This is a genomic window from Citreicella sp. C3M06 (assembly GCF_018860705.1).
Classification (GTDB): Bacteria; Pseudomonadota; Alphaproteobacteria; order Rhodobacterales; family Rhodobacteraceae; genus Salipiger.
On record NZ_JAHKQA010000039.1, the window covers coordinates 50397 to 68179 of the forward strand.

Below are 17783 nucleotides of genomic sequence, written 5' to 3' on the forward strand. Positions count from 1 at the left end.
CATGCTCCTCTCAAGACGGGTGGGGTTTGGTGGCTGCGTAGGACCGGGCCACAGCGGCTGCCGTGACCAGCAGGGTCAGGATGACAAGGATCGTGGCCACGGCGGCGATCACCGGATCAACGGATTCCTGAATGCCCTCCCAGATCATCTTGGGCAATGTTTCGACACGGCGTACGGTGAGGAACAGCACCCCGACAATTTCGTCGAAGCTGACGATGAAGGCAAAGATTGCGCCGGTGATCATTCCCGGACGGATCGACGGAAGGATCACCGTACGGATCGCCAGGATGAGAGGCGCGCCGAGGTTGCGCGCTGCTTGCGGGATGCGCCGATCAAGATTGGTCAATGCGGCGAAAACAGAGATCGTCACATAGGGCAGCGCCAGCAGCGTATGTGCGAGGATCACCCCGAAATGCGTGTCGATCAGCCCCAGTGTTACCCAGAACTTGTAGAATCCAAGCGACTGCACCACCGGCGGTACGAGGATCGGCACGATCATCACCCAGCGGGCGATTGTCGCCGCGCGGTCCGACAGGAACCAGCATCCGATGCAGAACGCGGTGCCGAGTGCCGTCGAGGCGGCCGCCACGATGATCCCGATCCAGATGCTCGTCCATGTGGCCTGCAACCATTCCGGCGAGTGCAGGAAGGTGTCAAAATGCTGAAGCGAAAGGTGCTCCTTGGGCAGGCCGATAAAGGCCGTGTCGGTAAGCGATACCGGGATCACAACGAGGATCGGCAGCACGAGGAAGGCCAGGATCGCCCAGCTTCCCGTGGCAAAGAAAATGCGCAGAGGCGAACGGGGCATCAGTTACGCTCCAGGAAGGTCTTGCGCAGGTTCACGAAACGCCCCGCGACAAAAAGGATGATGGCGGTGGCGACGAGCAGAGCCACCGAAAGCGCGGCGCCAAGGCCCCAGTTGAGGAATTCCTGAATCTGGTAGGTGATGTATTCCGAGATCATCATCACGCGGCCCCCGCCCAGCAGCGCCGGGGTGATGTAGAAACCAAGCGACAGCACAAAGACCAGCAGCCCACCGGAAAACACGCCGGGCAAGGTTTGCGGAAAATAGACGTCGCGAAAGGCGCGCCATTCGCTGGCGCCCAGTCCTCGCGCCGCTTTCATATAGCTGCCCGGGATACCGCGCATATTGGTCAGCATCGGCAGCACGGCAAAGGGCAGCATCACATGCACCATGGCGATGAGCACACCGGTTTCATTGTGCATGAAACGGATTGGCGTGGCGATCAGCCCCGTGTCCATCAGGGCGTCGTTCACCAGACCAGAGCGTCCCAGCAGCACGATCCACGCAAAGGACCGGATCAGCACCGACACCCAGAAGGGCAGCAGCACCAACCCCAGCATCAGGGGCCTTGCCTTGGTTGCGAAATTCGAAATCGTGTAGGCCAGTATATAGCCCAGCAGCAGGCAGACCACAGTGGTGATCGCCGCGATGCGGAAGGTCAGCATGAAGCTGACCCGTACCGCGTTTGAATCGAACATCTTGGTGTAGTTGCCAAGCCCTGTCGCGGGCTCGGTGACGGAGATGCCCCAAATGTTGAGCACCGGCCAGATGTAGAAGAAGATCATCACGGCCAGAGCTGGCAGAACCAGCATCCAGTAGCGGAGTTTTTCGTTCATTCGGGGCATCTTGGGCTCACGTCAACCGATCAGCGCGTCAATGTAGAGCTCTTCGGCAGAGACCTGATTCTTGCCGTACCACTCGTCGTTGTAGATCACCTGCTTGGCCACGTTCTCGGGCGTGTTGGGGTTCCACTCGGACAATTCTGCCGGAACCAGCGCTGCGGCTGCAGGGTTGATCGGGCCGTTGCCGATGGCAACGAACCACTCCGCCTGAAGCTGCGGATCCTGCACTGTGGCGATGAATTTCATCGCGGTCTCGGTGCCCGCCGGGTTGTTCTTCGGCACCACCCACATGCCCGGCTGAAGCAGCGCGCCGTCATATGTCATCTTGAAAGTGCCCGGCTCCATCTGTTCCCTTAGCAGGAAGCCGCGGGTCGAGTAGATGTTGCCCATCGCAACTTCGCCCTGAAGGAACAGGTTCTGGCTGTCCGAGCCCGACCCCCAGACGATGATGTTGTCGCGCAGCTCGCGGAACTTGGCGATGGCGGCCTTGATGCCGTCGTCGTCGAGAAATTCGTAAACGTCTTCCTTGGCGATGCCCATCGCCTGCGCCGCAGCTTCAAGCTGGCCGCGCACGGACTTGCGGAAGGTCCGCATGCCGGGGAAGTCCTTGACGTTCCACACGTCCGCCCAGCTCTGCGGCGCTCCGCCCGGCAGCATGGTCGGGTTATAGGCCATGGCGTAGGAAAAGAGGTAGTTGCCCACGGCAAAGGGCAACGCGGTGCCCTCAAGCACCTTGCTCTTGTCGACGATGGAATAGTCGATGTCCTGAATCACGCCGGCGCCGTTCATGACGATCGCCGAGCCTGCTCCGCTGTCGCAGACATCCCAGACCACCGCGCCGCTTTCGACCATGGCGCGGACTTTGCCCGCGCTCGGGCCGGCCCCGTCGACGCGGACAGGAATGCCGGTCTCTTCTTCGAAGGCCTTGCCAAGCAGATCGCGCAAGATGTCCGAGGCTTGGCCACCCCAGTTGCACACGACCACTTCACTGGCCTGCGCGAGTGCACGGTTGCCAAGCAGCGGCACGAGGCCAAGCGCGCCCATGGCGCTGAGAAAACCGCGGCGCGACAGCGTGCCAGCCTTGTATTTCTCTGCCGCAATCTCGGCGAGATCGGACTGAAAATGGTGATCTGAAGTATCCAAGAGAAGTCTCCTTGTTGGGTGGGTTACCCTGATCACGGGCACCCTTCTTGCGTTGGCCGCCCAACGCGCAAGTTGGGCGGCCCTCGAAACTCGCCAAACCGGGTACGGCGTCGATCAGGCGTCGACCAGCGCCACACAGGCTTTGGCATCCCAGCCAAAGCTCACGTCCATCCGCGGCTCTGGGCGCACACCCGAATGCCACGTGGGCTGCGAGACCAGCACTTCGCCCAGCACGTCATGGTCCACCAAAACCTGGCAGCGCTCGCCGAGGTAGCTGATCTGCTTGACCCGGCCTGTGAACGGTTCGTCACCGGGAAGACCCAGACGGATGCGTTCAGGTCGAAGCGCGAGGCAGCCTTTGCCGGTCTCGGCCACCCCCGTACCGGCATGAACTGCGAAACGGTGGCCTGCGGCTTCGGCGATCAGGTGATCCCCGTCGCGGCCCGTCATCCGGGCTTCGATGCAATTGGATTTGCCAAGAAAGTTCGCCACAAACCGGGTGCGCGGCCAATCGTATAGCTCATTTGGCGCGCCCTCTTGCTGAATAGCCCCATCCTTGAGGATGACGATCCGGTCTGACATCGACAGCGCTTCGTCCTGATCATGCGTCACGTAGATGAACGTCACGCCAAGCCGCTCGTGCAGCGCTTTCAACTCCCACTGCAAATCGGCCCGCAGCTGCTTGTCCAGCGCCGAAAGCGGCTCGTCGAGCAGCAGCACGTCGGGCTTGAAGGACAGCGCCCGCGCCAGTGCGATGCGCTGTTGCTGGCCGCCCGACAGTTGTTGCGGCATGCGGTCGGCGAACTGTCCCATCTGCACCAGATCAAGGCACTCCGTGACCCGCTCGCGGATCGCGGCCTTGCTCCACTTGCGCACCCGCAAAGGGTAGCCGACATTTTCGGCAACGCTCATGGTCGGGAAAAGCGCGTAGCCTTGGAACACCATGGCCAAGCCCCGTTTCTCTGGCGGCAGTCGGGTAATGTCATCGCCCTTGGCATGCACGACGCCGCTATCAAGCGCAGTGAATCCGGCGATGGCCGAAAGCAGCGTGGACTTGCCCGACCCTGAAGGCCCGAGAAGGGTAAGGAACTCACCCTCCCGAATGTCGAGATTCACGGCATCAAGTGCGCGGAAGTCGCCGTAGGTCTTGATGGCCTGGCGCACGGAGAGAATGGGTTCGGACATTTTACAGCCTCCTGAACGTCAGTGCAAAGCTGTGAGCTCCGCTGTTGCCGTTAACAGAACAGCCCCCGCCGTCATGGTGAAATAAAAAATATCGGCTCAGGAATAATCTGTAGTTATTCCCCATGCGGCCATGGCCTCGGGATCGTTCAGCGCGTCGTGGACGAATTTCTGGAACTGCATGGCCACATGGGAGGTCGGAAAGAGGTTCGAGGTGACACCGTGCAGGCTCACCGACATCGTTGGCTCGATCTCGCGTACGGCAATGCTGGGCCGAGCCACCCCCAGCAGCGCAAAGTTGTCGACCAGCGCAACCCCGGCCCCCGCGGCGACCATCTCAAGCGCCGTCGAGGTGTGACGCACTTCGCAAAAGTAACGCCGCTCCATACCGTGCCTGCGATAGACTTCGTCGACCATCTGCCCCAACGGCGTGCCAGAACTATACGAGATATGCCGCACGTGGTTCAGATCGAGCACGTTTATACGCCGCGACGAGGCCAGATCATGCCCCTCTGGCATCGCGCAGACCATGCTGCCCGCAGCCATCGAGCGTACGTTCAACGCCGTGTGGCGGGGCAACGTGATCGAGAATCCAAGGTCGGCCCTGCCGCTGACAAGCTGCTGAATGATCTCGTCGACGCTGCCGAGTTCGATCGACAGCTGCACCCGAGGTCGCGTGCGGGTGAACTCGGTGATCAGTCGTGGCAACAGCACGTAGCCGATCGAAGGCGTTGCGATCACGCTGAGCTGTCCGACAGTCCCGCCGCGCAATTGGTTGATGATGCGGTCAACGCGCTTTTGCTGTGAAAACAGGTGCTGCGCCTCTTGGGCGATGTGGAGTGCTTCGGGGGTCGGTGTCAGCCGCCCCTTTTCGCGCTTGAACAAGGGGAACCCCACAAGGTCTTCGATATGTCTGATCATGTTCGAAACCGCCGGCTGGCTTACCGACAGCACTTCGGCAGCGCCGGACGTGGTGCCGAGGTCGATCACCGCGCACAGCACTTCGAGTTGTCGCAATCGGATCATAACGAATAACCTTGGATTATTTCTCCTGTAGGCTTTTTTATTTCCAGATGAAATTTGTCTTGTCTACCCTCCTCCCAAGATTTCGAAGGAGCAGGTAATGAGCCGTAAAACCGTATTCGCCGTGGCCCAGATGGGCCCGGTCCATCTCAGCGACACAAAAGAAGCCACCGTTGCACGCCTGATCGAAATGCTGCGCGAAGCGCGGGGCCGCGGTGCGCGCTGGGTGACCTTCCCCGAATTGGCCCTGACCACGTTTTTCCCGCGCTACGTCTACGATGATCCCGCAGAATACGACCGATTTTACGAAGAAGGCTTCCCATCGCCCGCCATGGCACCCCTCTTTGACGAAGCCAGGAAGCTTGGCGTCGGCTTTTACCTTGGCTACGCCGAGAAGGTGACCGAGGGCGGCACGGTGCACCGGTTCAACACCTCGGTTCTGGTCTCGCCCGAGGGCGATCTGCTTGGCAAGTACCGCAAGATCCACCTGCCCGGCACCAAGGATCCGATTGGAGACCCGGAATTCGAACACCTTGAAAAGCGGTATTTCGAGGTCGGCGACCTCGGGTTCCCGGTGTTCAAGTCCGATGTCGGCCGCATCGGCATGTGCATCTGCAACGACCGCCGCTGGCCGGAGACCTTCCGGGTCATGGCCCTGCGCGGTGCCGAGGTCTTCATGCTTGGCTACAACACCCCGACCCGCAACATCCACCACAATGAACCGGTGCACCTGCGCGAGCATCATCATCGCCTCAGCCTTGAATCCGCCGCCTACCAGAACGGTGCCTGGCTGATGGCAGCAGGCAAATGCGGATCCGAAGATGGCTTCACCATGATCGGGGGCTCGGCCATTATCGCCCCCACCGGCGAAACCGTCACCCGCGCGGTCACCGAAGAGGACGAGGTGATCTCGTACAACTGCGATCTGGAACTTGGGGACTACATCCGCCGCTCGGTGTTCAACTTCGCGAAACACCGCCGGATCGAGCATTACGGGCTGATCACGTCACAGACCGGCGTGGAGATCGAAGAATGACCTATTCGCTCGCTGGACGTTGCCCCGATACCGGTCGCATCGGCTTTGCCGTCACCACGTCGTCGGTTGCCGTCGGCGCGCGCTGCGGGGCCGTGCTGCCCGGCTGCGTGGTTTTCTCGCAGGCCCGCACCGATCCGCGACTGCACCGCGTCGGCTTGCGCGCTTTCGAGCAGGGCTCTGACGCAGCTGGCGTGCTGGAGGCAATGCGCAGCGCCGCCCATGCCCCGCATTGGCGCCAGCTTGGCGTGCTGACCATGCAAGGCGACGGGGTCCACCACACCGGGGACTCCTGCCTCGACCATACCGGCGGCCTCGTCGGAACCGATTGCCTTGCCATCGGCAATTTTCTTGGCAGCGCCGAGGTCCTGCCAGAGATGGTTCGCGGCTTCGAAGCGGCATCAGGGCCCCTTGAACTGCGGCTTCTGGCCGGGATGCTGGCGGGCGAAGCGGCGGGCAGCGAGCGTGATCCGCTGCAATCCGCATCCCTGGTCGTCATGGGCGCGGACGAGCTGAAGGATACCGACCTGCGCGTCGACGACTCCAAAACGCCCCTGCAAGATATGGCAGCGCTCTACGCGGGCTGGGCGCCCAAGGCCGAGGCCTACAGGCTGCGCGCGATTGATCCGGACAGTGCGCCCGACTCGTCCGTTGTCGAGGGAAACAGACCGGCCTGAATTTGCGGCGCCCCCTCGACTTTCTCTCACACGAATACGAAGGGAGCGAAAAGCTCCCCGTAACGCGCGCGCAGCGTGGGATCCTCTGCGCGCGCCAGATCCTGCGATCCCGAAACCAACAGTGGAGATTCCCGATGACTTTCAAAATTACAACTCTGGCTTCGTCCTTGGTGCTTGGTCTCGCCGCCAGCGCTGCCTTTGCCGAAACCGCGGCCGAAATGGTCCCCGCGGATATCAGGGAAAAAGGCTACCTCTCGGTCGGCATCGAAAGCACCTATCCTCCGATGGCCTTCCGCAACCCCGAGACCAACGAGCGCGCCGGCATCAACGTGTTGCTGGTGGACGCGCTTGGCGAGGTGCTTGATCTTGAAATCCGTTACGAAGACATGGGCTTCGAGCAGCTGATGACCTCGGTCGCCAGCGGTCGTATCGACATGATCGGCACCGCAATTTCGGACCTGCCGAGCCGACGCGAAACCATGTCCTTTGTCGATTACCTGTCGACCGGCGCACAACCCTTTGGCCTTGCCGCCACCGCCGCCGAATTGACCGAAAACGCCGATCTCTGCGGCCACGCGGTCGGGGCACCGCGGACCACCAGCTATCTGCCCTCGCTCGAAGCATGGAACGAGGAGCACTGCGTTGGCGCAGGGCTCGACGCGATGAACGTGCTGGGCACAGGCGGAGCAACAGACACCCGCCTTTCGCTGATGCAGGGACGTCTCGATGCGGGCATCCTCGGGCAGGAATACGTCGCCTACCTTATGGCGCAGGAGCCGGGCACTTTCGACAGCATCGGCGAACCGATCACGCGCACGCTTTTTGGTTTCGCCTTCGGCACCGAATACCTCGAACTGCGTGATGCGGTGGCACAGGGCGTGACCGAGATCATCGAGAACGGCGCCTATGGGGCCGCGCTGGAAGCCTTCGGCATGGAAGCGCAGGCGCTGACCGAAGTTTCGATCGATCAGGGCACCTGATCCATGACGGCCCAGATCCTTGATGCGACCAAGATGCAGGCCGTGGTTTGGGGCAAGGCAGCAGGCGGAGCACCTTTCGCTTTGCGCGCGCAGCCCATCCCCCAACCCGGACCGGGAGAGGTGCGCCTACGCGTGGCGGCGGCGGCCCTCAACTATTCGGACCTGCTGCTGGCGCGCGGGCGTTACGCGCTTGCCAGCCCGGTCGCCGGGATCGAAGCCGCTGGTGAAATCGACGCACTGGGCCCCGATGTCACCGGCTGGAAGGTCGGTGACAGGGTCTGTGCGCTAAGTGATGGCGGGGCGCAGGCCGATTGGCTCTGCGCTCGCGCCGACCACCTGTTGCCTTGGCCTGAAAGGCTGGATGCGGCAGAAGCTGCCTGCCTTCCGGAAGCGATGGCCACGATCTGGTCCAATCTCGTCGATCTCGGAGGAATGTCGCGTGGCCAGACCTTGCTTGTTCATGGCGCTTCGGGCGGCATGGGCAGCTTTGCGGTCGAGGCTGGCCACGCGATGGGCCTGACCGTGATTGCCTGCGCCAGCGCCTCGAAAACGGAGTTTGTCCGCAGCCTTGGCGCCGACCATGTGATCGACGGACGCGACGCCGAAGCCTGCGCCGCGAAGGTTCTCGCCCTGACAGGCGGGCACGGCGCCGACCTTATCCTTGACGTCATGGGAGGCTCGCACCTGACCGCCAACGTCACCGCCGCCGCAATGGACGGGCGGATCGCGCTCATCGGCCTGATGGGCGGCCCCGAGGCGCAGGCACCGCTCGGCCGGATGATGGCCAAGCGGCTGACACTGTTTACCACTTCGCTGCGCGATCGCCCGGTTTCGGCCAAGGCCCGGATCATCAGCGGTGCCCGGCAGGACCTGCTGCCGCTGGTCGAGACGGGCGCGCTCACACCGCGTATCGCACGGCGCTTTCCCCTTGCAGAGGTTGCACAGGCGCACCGCTTCATGGAAAGCCGAGGCCACCTCGGAAAGATCGTCCTCGAAACACAGACACATTCCGACAGGACCCCAGACACATGACCTTGCCCCCCAACCCCTATGCCGATCTGCCGGTCGTCCACCGTCGCTACCATGGTCGCTACCTGTCGGCGGCGCTGATCCTTTTGGCGCTCGGCGGCATCGCTTACGGCTTTGCCGTCGGCAAGATCGAGTGGAGCTACGTCGGCCGCTTTCTGACCGTACCCGCCATCATGAGCGGCCTCGTGAATACCGTGATCATGTCGATCCTCGCAATGCTGATCGGCATCGCTCTGGGCGTGATCTTTGCGATCATGCGCCTGTCGAGCAACCCTGTGCTCAGCTGGTCCTCGCGCGGCTACGTCTGGTTCTTCCGCGCCGTGCCAGTGCTGCTGCAACTGCTGATCTGGTTCAACCTCGCGCTTATCTTCCCAAGCATCGCCATTCCCGGCGTCTTTTCAATATCGACCGTCGATCTGATGACACCCTTCGTCGCCACCTTGCTCGGTCTTGGCATCCAGCAAGGGGCCTATACCTCCGAAGTGGTGCGCGCCGGCCTCATGTCAGTGGATCGCGGCCAGTATGAAGCTGCGCAGTCCATCGGGATGCCGCAGTTGCAATGCCTGCGCCGCATCGTGATCCCGCAGGCCATGCGTGTGATCGTGCCGCCGATCGGCAACGAATGGATCGGCATGGTCAAGCTGACCTCGCTGGCTTCGGTCATCCAGTATTCCGAGATCCTGCACTCTGCACAGAATATCTATTACGCCAATGCGCGGGTGATCGAGCTGCTGATCGTGGCCTCGATCTGGTACCTGCTCATCGTCACCATCATGAGCATCCTGCAAAGCCGCATCGAAAAATTCTACGCCAAGGGCGTCCGCCAGCACGGGAGCAGGACATGACCGCCACCCCAATCGTCGCCTCTTACGGGCTCGAGAAATATTTCGGCACCTTTCATGCGCTCAAAGGTATCGATCTTGCGGTGCAGAAAGGCGAGGTCCTCTGCATCATCGGCCCCTCGGGTTCGGGCAAGAGCACCTTTCTGCGCTGCATCAACCAGCTTGAAACAGTCAGCGGTGGACAGCTGGTGGTGGCCGGTGATCTTGTCGGGTATCGCCGCGACGGTGACCGCCTGCGTGAGCTCACTGACCGCGAAATCGCCCGGCAGCGGCTGAAAACGGCAATGGTCTTCCAGCGTTTCAACCTCTTTCCGCACAAGACCGCGCTGGAGAACGTCACCGAGGGCCCGATCCAGGTGCTGCGCCACTCCCGAGCCAAAGCCCGTACAAAAGCTGAGGATCTGCTGACCAAGGTCGGGCTTGGGCAGAAGTTGCATGCCTATCCCTCCGAGCTTTCGGGTGGCCAGCAACAACGTGTCGCCATCGCACGCGCGCTGGCGATGGAGCCCGAGGTGCTGCTTTTTGACGAGCCCACGTCGGCGCTTGACCCCGAACTGGTAGGCGAGGTTCTGAACGTGATGCGCAGCCTCGCCGAGACCGGCATCACCATGATCATCGTGACACACGAACTTGGGTTTGCACGAGACGTGGCGCATCGGGTCCTGTTCATGGATCATGGTGAAGTGGTGGAAACCGGCACGCCCGAACAGGTGCTCAGCTCACCAACGGAACCGCGGACGCGTGCCTTCATCTCGGCAGTGCGATCACACGGCTAATCGAAGGATGCTGCTAGATGAGCAGGATCGCAGATTGCTTCGTTTTCCCTGTCACACAAGGCGCAACGATGCCCCGGAAAATCCATCCCATACTTAACTCTCACTCTTAGGAGCCCACCATGAATATCACACGTATCGAACCCGGCGCACGTATGAGCCAGGCTGTCGTGCACAACGGCACGATTTATCTTGCGGGTCAGGTCGGCGAAGGCGCTGATGTGACCGAACAGAGCAAGGCTGCCCTCCTTGAGGCAGAGCGCCTCCTTGCCGTTGCTGGCTCGGACAAATCGCATATTCTCTCGGCCACCATCTGGCTTTCCGACATGTCTCTGTTTGCCGAAATGAACGCGGTCTGGGACGCATGGGTAGACCCGGCCAATCCCCCTGCTCGCGCCTGCGGTGAGGCCAAGCTTGCAACACCTGACTATCTGGTGGAATTCATGATTGTTGCAGCCGTCTCCTGATCAGACCCACGGGGGCGAGCAAAGCAACAGCGCCCCCCTTCCATCTTCTGCCCCAACGGACGCCCGCCAGCGTTGTCACCAGGCTCAGCACCCATCCCATTGCTGTGCGGGGGCCGGGTGCTTATCGATTAAGTCAGCGCCATAGTTCGAAACGGTACACCGGCTGCGATCCGGTAGCGTCCGAGGCTGTTGTTTAATTTCATCGACGCTGCCGGTGCCGGGCGGGGTGGCCATCGAGGTATCTGCTCGAGGCGGTACATCGCGGCGTCAACCGGCCCCACACGCGGATCATGCGGCGCATGGCCTTGCCGGCCGGTGGTTAACCAAAACGACAATGGGCCTGTCCGGGCTTTTGGCCATGCCCGACAGGGCGATTTGCTGCGCAGCTTCGCCTAGGAAGTCCTGCAGCTGATGATGTCGACGGCTTGCTTGGTGCTGGATGGCATGAACGGGCTAATCGGCGTACAACGTGGCGCAATGGCCAGCGCGACAGGGCGCTGGACCCCCGTCTCCGCGGAACCTGCGGCTGCCCAAGCTACCGCAGGGCAGCGATTTTCCGGGCGTCCTCGCGGTGCGCAAGACGTCCGGGCAGGCGTTGGGTGCCGTCATTCAGGAAGCCCAGATCAGCGACGCCTCGACACGGCCCAGTGCAGGCCATGGGGCTGGTCGGCCTTTCGAAAGGCACGGTCTCGAAGCGCTGCAAAGACATCGGTGAACGGGTCGGCGCGTTCCGGAACCGACCGCTCGCGGGCGAATGGCCCTTTGTCCGGCTGGATGGAACCTGTCTTAAACAACGGCCGGGCGGCCGCATCGTCTCGGTCGCGGCCACGATCGCCGTGGCGTCCAACACCGAAAGCGGCAGGGAAATCATCCGCTAGGGGCTGAGGTCGCCCGAGGCCGAGCCCGCCTGGATAAAGTTCCTGCGATCCTGAAAGCCCACGGCCTCGACGGGCTAAAACTGGTGGTCAGCGACGCTCATACGGGTCTGAAAGGGGCTATCGCGCGGGTCTTCGAGGCAAGATGGCGGCGATGCCGCGTTCCTTGGATGCGCAACGCCTTGGCCCATGTTTCACGCGGTCAGCACAGGGTCGTTACCGCCGCGATCCGCCAGGCCTCCGGGCGACCGGGCCGCTCATGCCGCCGGAACAGGGCCCCGGGTGGCCCAAACGCGCCGATCTCATGGACAACACTGACCATGGCCTGCTGGCCTGACCTATCCCCGCCCCCGCTGGCTCAGGCCGCACAGCACGACCCCGGTTGACCACCCCCCTCTCATGAGGGGCAGGGCAAACCGCGTCCTGCGTCCTTGTCGGGCAACGAAACAAGAAGGACAAACGCCGCGTCGGCAGCGTCGGGTTCGGCGGGCAGACGGCGCCCTAGGCTGCCTTGCTGATCCGCCTCGCGCCGCAACGAGGCCTCGATTCTGCGGGTGATGGGGGCAGGCCGGTTCGAGCAGACCGACGACCGGCAGACCTCGAGCCGCGACAGGATGCTCGAGGCCTTCGCCAAGATCGATAAAGAGGAAATCGGCCCGCGCCTCAACATAACCATGAAAGCCACCTGATCATGACCTCAGGCGAACTCGCAATTTACACCAGCTTGACGGACGTGACCCGATCCAGCCGGCCTGCAACCGATGCACGTCGATGCCACACCGCGCCACGAACGCAATCAATACGGCGCCAAGTGCTCCACAAGCCTGTTATCTCGCGCCCCATAAGCCATTCCAAAAACTGGTTTGATTTGTAACGGTATCGCCATTGAGGGATCCCCAAGCACAAGGCCATTGTTGCGCCGTGACCTGTCACAGCCGACCTTCCTACCCTCAAGCAACCCTTCCTCGATCCCTTGCTCGATTGAATGAAGCGCGACCGGAAGCCCGGCCTCCTGCCGTTCCTCATCCATCAGAAGAGAGCAGAGCTTGACGAAGCTGCGCCCGTTTTCCGGATTGTCGAAGAAAACCCGACCGGGTTCGTTGACCAGTTTACGGCGCCGCAGCCGGGCGGCGAACTCGATGGTATCAAGCCCTCCCGGCGCGCGGATCCACAGGTTGAGCCGTCCGAGGACGGCGGCATGTCCCACCCTGTAAGGAACCTAGAGACAAGCCGGTTACAACTTTGCCAGCACCGTTTTGTAACGCACCGAAAGCTGCGGATCTGCTTTTCGTAGCCACCCCTCGAGATGAAATGCGCCTGCGTGCGCTGTTCGTGCCCCGACAGGTTTCGGATCTGGTAGCGGCGGCAGTTGCGAATGGCCGCAATGACATCGGCATGGGCCGCAACAACGGCGTCCCGACAGATCGCCCTGAGATACTTGGAAAAGCGACTGACATAGATGACATGTTCGCCCCATTTGCCGCACTCGGCGCCGAAGACTGCCCGATGAAGCGCATCTGGGAATCGTAGTCGTTTTCGATGATGACCTTGCCGGTGGCGGCGGCCATCTGGTGCAGCCGGACCTTTCCCTGGGTCGACATGCTAACGTTTCCGGGCAGTTGGTGGCTTGGAGTCGTGTAGAGGAGATCCGCCGCTTGCGGTATCGCATCCAGCACCAGCCCGCCCTTGTCGAACGGCACCGGGAACAGGCGGGCGCCCGAGCGCGGAAAACTGTGCCGCGCATCCGGATAACCGGGGTCTTCGAGGGCGACTTGCGTGCCGGGCCGCATCCTCACCTGAGCAATCATGTGCAAGGCGTGCTGGGTACGCGCGGTCAGCAGGATATTCTCTGGCCCGGCAAAGATGCCGCGCCTCGGCAGCAGCTCCTTCGGGATCATCTCCGTCAGGAAAGGATCGTCCGCGCCGGAATTGTCATAGACGCTGCAGGCACGGCGGGGCCCTTCGAAGGCATCGCGCGCCGCCCGCATTCAGGACGAGACGGGAAAGCTCTCGCGCGGCAGCGACGTGGTGATGAACGAATAGCTGACGGTGGCATCATTGGCAGAGCGCTTCACCTCGAGCGGGTTGCCCGGCGTGTCGCTCGCGAAGAAATCATGTTGTTATCGCACGCCCGGCACATGGACCGTCTGCGCGCCCTCTTCGAGCTGCAAAGTTCTGAATTGCTCGTTGACGAACCATCCCGAGCGTTGCGCCGAATAGATCACAGCTTGGGAGTCAAGCTCTTGGTAGAAGAGTGAAATCGTGTTTATCCCAAGGTTCAGAAGCTGGGAGATTTGCCGTGTTGCGGGGATCTTTCCATGGCGGAAATGACCGTCCTGAAGGGCTCGAAGGAGGCCGCGACTGACCTGTATGCAGAGTGGCATGTCTGCCCCGTGATCGAGAACACCGTAGCGTCCTGCAACTTCGTCACTGGCCAGTTCGACAGCCTCTTCCACTCGGTGCTGGCGGGCGGCTGGCTCCAGTCGGGCGTGGTCGGGTGGCCGTCTCACCGGCGCGAGGCATCCAAGCGACCGTAGGCTCTTGATGCTCTTCTGCTACCAGCTAAAGTTGTAAAGTCGTCAATATTGATGGACGCAAACATCGCGTCAAAGTAGCATTCCGGACATCATCAGGCGTTCCTGAGCGCAACTACCTCGCACTCAGGACTGGAGCGTCGCCCGCCCCGCTGCGCGAGATGAAAGCCTTGCGCCGCGGGCGATTGCTTAACCTGAGCCGGTTGGGGTGAGCACGAACATTGCCCAAAGCGCCGCGGGATGAACGTTCAGTGGCACGCCGGCTGCTCAGCCCGGTCGCGGAATTGATCGTCATCAATGCGACATGTCATGATGGCCCAGAGTGATAGTCAAGCAACAGGTGCCTCATGTCCACGACCGGTATCGCCACGCTCGATCATGCGCCGCAGATTTTCGCCGAATGGCTGAACGAACTTTGCGATAATCTCGGCTTTCCGAAGCCGCGCGCCTACATGCTGCTGCACGAGACCCTGCACGACATCCGCGATTTTCTGACCGTCGATCAAGCCGCAGATCTGGCGGCGCAGTTGCCGGTTCTGGTGCGCGGCGTGTATTTCGAGGGCTGGAACCCTTCGAAGACACCGGTCAAGCCCTGCAACAAGAGCGATCTGATCGCGCGGGTGTCTGACGTCAGCTCACCGGGGGCAACACCGCGAAGCATCCGCCTCAGCCCCCGAGCGCCCGTCGAGAATATGGATGATCTGGGGTAAAGGATAGACCCCGCCGTTGCGGTCTGGCTGATAGTGCGGTTCGCTTTGAGCCTGCGTGAGGTCGGGAAGATGCTGCTCGAACGTGGCATCGGCGTCCTCTACAGCACTGCCCGGCGCTGGACGGGCAAGTTCGGGCTGTAGTTCGCGAGGAACCTGCGGCATCAAAAGAGGCGGGCGTCTGTCATGCCACCACGTCTCACTAGTGCGTCCAGTTGCATTCACTTTACGCCGCCCGTGGCCTCCCGTTCCCAAGAGCTTTTCGTTCTTGGTGGAAATCGGGCGCTTTGGTAGCATTCCCCCGCATGAGATGCGACTGCATCAGCAAGTTGGTAACTGGCAGGTATTTTGTTCAGATGACTTTTTTCATCAAATCAACTGGTCAACGAGACCAGCCGGAATGGGTCGCCCTGACCACTGTTCCGTTGGAATACACCCGAGTCTTCAGATTTATTGAAGGGGCTGGGTAGATGCCGAATACAGCAATCGCCTTCGATCTTGGCGGCAGGTATGACGAAAGCTACAATGAAGCCGTCTACAGCGCAGCCGCGGCTTGGGCCGAAGAGACCGGCGGCTCTTACGGTTTCATCGAGACCCAAAGCGAGGCTCAAAGGGAGCTTATTCTTACGCGCTTCGCACACCGCGGGTATGATCGGATCATATCGGTTGGCTTTGGCTTCGACGAAGCCGTGGAAGAAGTTGCTCCGCAATTTCCATCGGTCTCTTTCGCCGCAATTGGCGGCCAGGCCACCGGCACGAATGTAACCTCCTATCAGTTCGACCTATCGGCGATGCTCGAGGCAGCGGGATATCTGGCCGCACAAGCCTCGGAGACAGGACGGATCGGCTTTATCGGCGGAATGTCTACACCTCAGCTGATCGCTGCGTCCGAGGCATACCGAGCCGGAGCCGAAGCGGGGAACCCGGCTGTCATCGTCGATATCGAGATGACGGGCGATACCCCAACCGCGTGGAACGATCCTGTCCGGGGGGCGGAACTGGCGGCAGACATGATCGACGGTGGCGTTGATGTCCTGGTCAGCCCTGCAGGCGGAACCACGCGGGGTGTTCTGCAATACGCAAGCGACAATGGCGTCAAGGTGATCGGGGTCGACATGTACACCCCCGGCGGTTTTTCTGATGTGATGATCACATCTTTCTACCCCGACTGGGGCAGCCATATTCCGGGGCTGCTTTCGGATGAGACCATCGCGTCGGGCACTGTCATGCTCGATTTCGAAAACGGTGGCATCGACTATCTGCTAGACATCGAGAATGACCTGTTCACGCAAAGTCTGCGCCGGGACCTGGCCGAGTTCACCAATGACGTTGGCGCAGCAGGACCGAGCGCAGGTGCGGACTCGCTGCCCGGCACGGATGGCGGGGATATCATTCGCGCTTTGGCGGGCGAGGACACCATTGCCGGACTGGGTGGCAATGATCTTCTGGACGGCGGACAGGGGAACGACGATATCCGCGGCAATCAAGGAAATGATACGATATATGGCCGCGGCGCAAATGACCGAATCGATGGTGGTGTCGGCAATGACAGCATCGAAGGCAATGCAGGGGCCGATACCATCCTTGGCGGGGCGGGGTACGACACGCTGCGCGGCGGCGACGGAGACGACAGGGTGGTCGGAGGAAATGGCGCAGATCTTGTCTACCTTGGCGGCGGGGCGGATCTGTTCCTGGACAACGGACAAGCTGCTGCGCACGGAAATGATACGATCCATGGAAACGCGGGCGCTGATACCGTCAGCGGCGGCGGCGGCAACGATCATGCGTTTGGCGGGCAAGGGAATGACCGTTTGCTCGGCCGGGCGGGAAATGATCGGCTCGACGGCGGAGCCCAGAATGACACCATGTTTGGCGGCAACGGGAATGACACGATCACCGGTGGCAATGGCGCTGACGAGGCCGCGTTGGGCAATGGAAATGATATCTGGATCGACAATGCCCAGGTGGCATTCGGGGATGACGTGGTCTTTGGCGGAAATGGGAATGACACGCTGCGGATGGGCGGTGGGAATGACACAGTGAGCGGCGGTGCCGGCCAGGATGTTTTCATCTTTTCGGAACGGATCAACTCCGACACAATCACTGACTTCCAGCTTGGTATCGACGAACTTCGGATCGATAGCGAGCTGTGGAATGGCGATCTGACGCAGACACGGCTGGACGCGCTTTCCGAAACTGTGTCTGGAACGCTCGTTTTACGACTGGACGAAGGTCACTCGATTACATTGAGCGGGCTCACGTCTAGCGAGACCCTGCTCGACGACATCGTGCTGATCTGAGCAAGCGCGTTGGGTTTGCTGTCGTCTGTCCAGAGCGCAGCACCCAACAAGCCTGACAGACTGTGCGGCCTGCCCCATGGCGCAGCGTGGGACGGCGCTGGTCATCACGGCAACAGTCGCGCAAGGAACGGTGGCGGCTACCGCCCGGCCCGGCGCTGGGACCGCAAGAGAGCTTTTGGCGTTGATTTGCGAGGTGCCCCGCGGCGCATGGGCGACGAAGGTTCATGTCCCGTCACAGCTGGACAGGGGCGCAGCTGGTCAAGGACACCGCCCAATCGACCAGAACTGCCCTGAGACCGCCCTCGATCATCGCCCCGGCTGATTGTCCGGTCCGATCCAGACCTGCGTGAGCTCAGGAGGACGCTGCTCGTCCGGTCCAAGTTCGTCAGCGGACCAGATTACTCTCTTGCCCATGCAAGCAGGTGCTGCCGGTCGAGGGATCGCCAGAGTTCCACGGCACCTTGGCGCCGTCCTGTCGACGGGCGATGACAGATCTCGCGTCAAAGCCACATCGCGACGAGGAAAAAGACAAGTAAGGAAATAGCAACATTGACCAGGCCATAATCTGGCA

Annotated in this window: 20 protein-coding genes; 14 read left to right on the top strand and 6 right to left on the bottom strand. The window is 61.5% G+C overall.

Going from position 1 to position 17783, the window contains the following annotated elements; translation table 11 throughout:
• Positions 1-10 precede the first annotated feature (10 nt).
• From KO516_RS08040 to KO516_RS08060, 5 genes are all read right to left on the bottom strand, one after another.
• Complete coding sequence (locus tag KO516_RS08040; RefSeq protein ID WP_216003272.1) at positions 11-808, bottom strand: ABC transporter permease; 798 nt, start codon at positions 806-808, stop codon at positions 11-13.
• Complete coding sequence (locus KO516_RS08045; RefSeq protein ID WP_252737481.1) at positions 808-1641, bottom strand: ABC transporter permease; 834 nt, start codon at positions 1639-1641, stop codon at positions 808-810. Before KO516_RS08045 ends, KO516_RS08040 begins: the two co-directional genes overlap by 1 nt.
• A gap of 21 nt (positions 1642-1662) precedes the next feature.
• On the bottom strand, positions 1663-2790 hold the full coding sequence (locus KO516_RS08050; RefSeq protein WP_216003274.1) for an ABC transporter substrate-binding protein: 1128 nt from the start codon (positions 2788-2790) through the stop codon (positions 1663-1665).
• Between the two features lie 114 nt (positions 2791-2904).
• Positions 2905-3975 carry an ABC transporter ATP-binding protein gene (locus KO516_RS08055; RefSeq protein WP_216003275.1) on the bottom strand — a complete coding sequence of 357 codons (1071 nt, stop codon included), beginning with the start codon at positions 3973-3975 and terminating at the stop codon, positions 2905-2907.
• Between the two features lie 96 nt (positions 3976-4071).
• Positions 4072-4998, bottom strand: a complete 927-nt coding sequence (locus tag KO516_RS08060) for a LysR family transcriptional regulator (protein ID WP_216003276.1) — start codon at positions 4996-4998, stop codon at positions 4072-4074.
• Positions 4999-5095: 97 nt separating this feature from the next.
• Between KO516_RS08060 and KO516_RS08065 the strand changes: the two genes are divergently transcribed.
• From KO516_RS08065 to KO516_RS24725, 9 genes are all read left to right on the top strand, one after another.
• Entirely contained in the window at positions 5096-6031 is a 936-nt protein-coding gene (locus tag KO516_RS08065; protein WP_216003277.1) for an N-carbamoyl-D-amino-acid hydrolase, read from the top strand.
• A complete protein-coding gene (locus KO516_RS08070) occupies positions 6028-6705 on the top strand; it encodes a DUF1028 domain-containing protein (protein WP_216003278.1) in 678 nt (225 codons plus the stop codon). Before KO516_RS08065 ends, KO516_RS08070 begins: the two co-directional genes overlap by 4 nt.
• 134 nt (positions 6706-6839) lie before the next feature.
• Positions 6840-7685: a transporter substrate-binding domain-containing protein gene (locus KO516_RS08075; protein WP_216003279.1), complete on the top strand. Its 846-nt coding sequence runs from the start codon at positions 6840-6842 to the stop codon at positions 7683-7685.
• A gap of 3 nt (positions 7686-7688) precedes the next feature.
• Complete coding sequence (locus KO516_RS08080) at positions 7689-8717, top strand: NAD(P)H-quinone oxidoreductase (RefSeq protein ID WP_216003280.1); 1029 nt, start codon at positions 7689-7691, stop codon at positions 8715-8717.
• Positions 8714-9559, top strand: coding sequence for an amino acid ABC transporter permease (locus tag KO516_RS08085; protein ID WP_216003281.1), 846 nt, complete (start codon positions 8714-8716; stop codon positions 9557-9559). Before KO516_RS08080 ends, KO516_RS08085 begins: the two co-directional genes overlap by 4 nt.
• Positions 9556-10332: an amino acid ABC transporter ATP-binding protein gene (locus KO516_RS08090; RefSeq protein ID WP_216003282.1), complete on the top strand. Its 777-nt coding sequence runs from the start codon at positions 9556-9558 to the stop codon at positions 10330-10332. Before KO516_RS08085 ends, KO516_RS08090 begins: the two co-directional genes overlap by 4 nt.
• A gap of 119 nt (positions 10333-10451) precedes the next feature.
• On the top strand, positions 10452-10796 hold the full coding sequence (locus KO516_RS08095; RefSeq protein WP_216003283.1) for a RidA family protein: 345 nt from the start codon (positions 10452-10454) through the stop codon (positions 10794-10796).
• Between the two features lie 425 nt (positions 10797-11221).
• Positions 11222-11674 (top strand): transposase, encoded by a 453-nt coding sequence (locus KO516_RS24720; protein WP_371742047.1) that lies wholly within the window; start codon positions 11222-11224, stop codon positions 11672-11674.
• Positions 11675-11757: 83 nt separating this feature from the next.
• Positions 11758-12057, top strand: a complete 300-nt coding sequence (locus KO516_RS24725; protein ID WP_371742048.1) for a transposase — start codon at positions 11758-11760, stop codon at positions 12055-12057.
• A 410-nt stretch (positions 12058-12467) separates the two neighbouring features.
• Here the strand turns inward: KO516_RS24725 and KO516_RS08105 are convergent, their stop codons facing one another.
• Entirely contained in the window at positions 12468-12878 is a 411-nt protein-coding gene (locus KO516_RS08105; RefSeq protein WP_216003284.1) for a hypothetical protein, read from the bottom strand.
• A 104-nt stretch (positions 12879-12982) separates the two neighbouring features.
• On the opposite strand from KO516_RS08105, the gene KO516_RS08110 reads away from it, so the two are divergent.
• The 5 genes from KO516_RS08110 (at position 12983) to KO516_RS08130 (ending at position 17212) form a co-directional block, all read left to right on the top strand.
• Positions 12983-13201 carry a hypothetical protein gene (locus KO516_RS08110; protein WP_216003285.1) on the top strand — a complete coding sequence of 73 codons (219 nt, stop codon included), beginning with the start codon at positions 12983-12985 and terminating at the stop codon, positions 13199-13201.
• A 125-nt stretch (positions 13202-13326) separates the two neighbouring features.
• A complete protein-coding gene (locus KO516_RS08115) occupies positions 13327-13929 on the top strand; it encodes a hypothetical protein (RefSeq protein ID WP_216003286.1) in 603 nt (200 codons plus the stop codon).
• Between the two features lie 60 nt (positions 13930-13989).
• Entirely contained in the window at positions 13990-14208 is a 219-nt protein-coding gene (locus KO516_RS08120; RefSeq protein WP_216003287.1) for a hypothetical protein, read from the top strand.
• Positions 14209-14552: 344 nt separating this feature from the next.
• Positions 14553-14915 carry a DUF2267 domain-containing protein gene (locus tag KO516_RS08125; protein ID WP_216003288.1) on the top strand — a complete coding sequence of 121 codons (363 nt, stop codon included), beginning with the start codon at positions 14553-14555 and terminating at the stop codon, positions 14913-14915.
• A gap of 467 nt (positions 14916-15382) precedes the next feature.
• Entirely contained in the window at positions 15383-17212 is a 1830-nt protein-coding gene (locus KO516_RS08130) for a BMP family ABC transporter substrate-binding protein (RefSeq protein ID WP_216003289.1), read from the top strand.
• Positions 17213-17783: the final 571 nt, after the last annotated feature.

Coding starts and splice junctions, on each gene's coding strand:
- KO516_RS08040 (WP_216003272.1), bottom strand. CDS start 808: ATGCCCCGTTCGCCTCTGCGCATTTTCTTTGCCACGGGAAGCTGGGCG.
- KO516_RS08045 (WP_252737481.1), bottom strand. CDS start 1,641: ATGAACGAAAAACTCCGCTACTGGATGCTGGTTCTGCCAGCTCTGGCC.
- KO516_RS08055 (WP_216003275.1), bottom strand. CDS start 3,975: ATGTCCGAACCCATTCTCTCCGTGCGCCAGGCCATCAAGACCTACGGC.
- KO516_RS08060 (WP_216003276.1), bottom strand. CDS start 4,998: ATGATCCGATTGCGACAACTCGAAGTGCTGTGCGCGGTGATCGACCTC.
- KO516_RS08065 (WP_216003277.1), top strand. CDS start 5,096: ATGAGCCGTAAAACCGTATTCGCCGTGGCCCAGATGGGCCCGGTCCAT.
- KO516_RS08070 (WP_216003278.1), top strand. CDS start 6,028: ATGACCTATTCGCTCGCTGGACGTTGCCCCGATACCGGTCGCATCGGC.
- KO516_RS08075 (WP_216003279.1), top strand. CDS start 6,840: ATGACTTTCAAAATTACAACTCTGGCTTCGTCCTTGGTGCTTGGTCTC.
- KO516_RS08080 (WP_216003280.1), top strand. CDS start 7,689: ATGACGGCCCAGATCCTTGATGCGACCAAGATGCAGGCCGTGGTTTGG.
- KO516_RS08085 (WP_216003281.1), top strand. CDS start 8,714: ATGACCTTGCCCCCCAACCCCTATGCCGATCTGCCGGTCGTCCACCGT.
- KO516_RS08090 (WP_216003282.1), top strand. CDS start 9,556: ATGACCGCCACCCCAATCGTCGCCTCTTACGGGCTCGAGAAATATTTC.
- KO516_RS08095 (WP_216003283.1), top strand. CDS start 10,452: ATGAATATCACACGTATCGAACCCGGCGCACGTATGAGCCAGGCTGTC.
- KO516_RS08110 (WP_216003285.1), top strand. CDS start 12,983: ATGCGCCTGCGTGCGCTGTTCGTGCCCCGACAGGTTTCGGATCTGGTA.
- KO516_RS08120 (WP_216003287.1), top strand. CDS start 13,990: ATGGCGGAAATGACCGTCCTGAAGGGCTCGAAGGAGGCCGCGACTGAC.
- KO516_RS08125 (WP_216003288.1), top strand. CDS start 14,553: ATGTCCACGACCGGTATCGCCACGCTCGATCATGCGCCGCAGATTTTC.
- KO516_RS08130 (WP_216003289.1), top strand. CDS start 15,383: ATGCCGAATACAGCAATCGCCTTCGATCTTGGCGGCAGGTATGACGAA.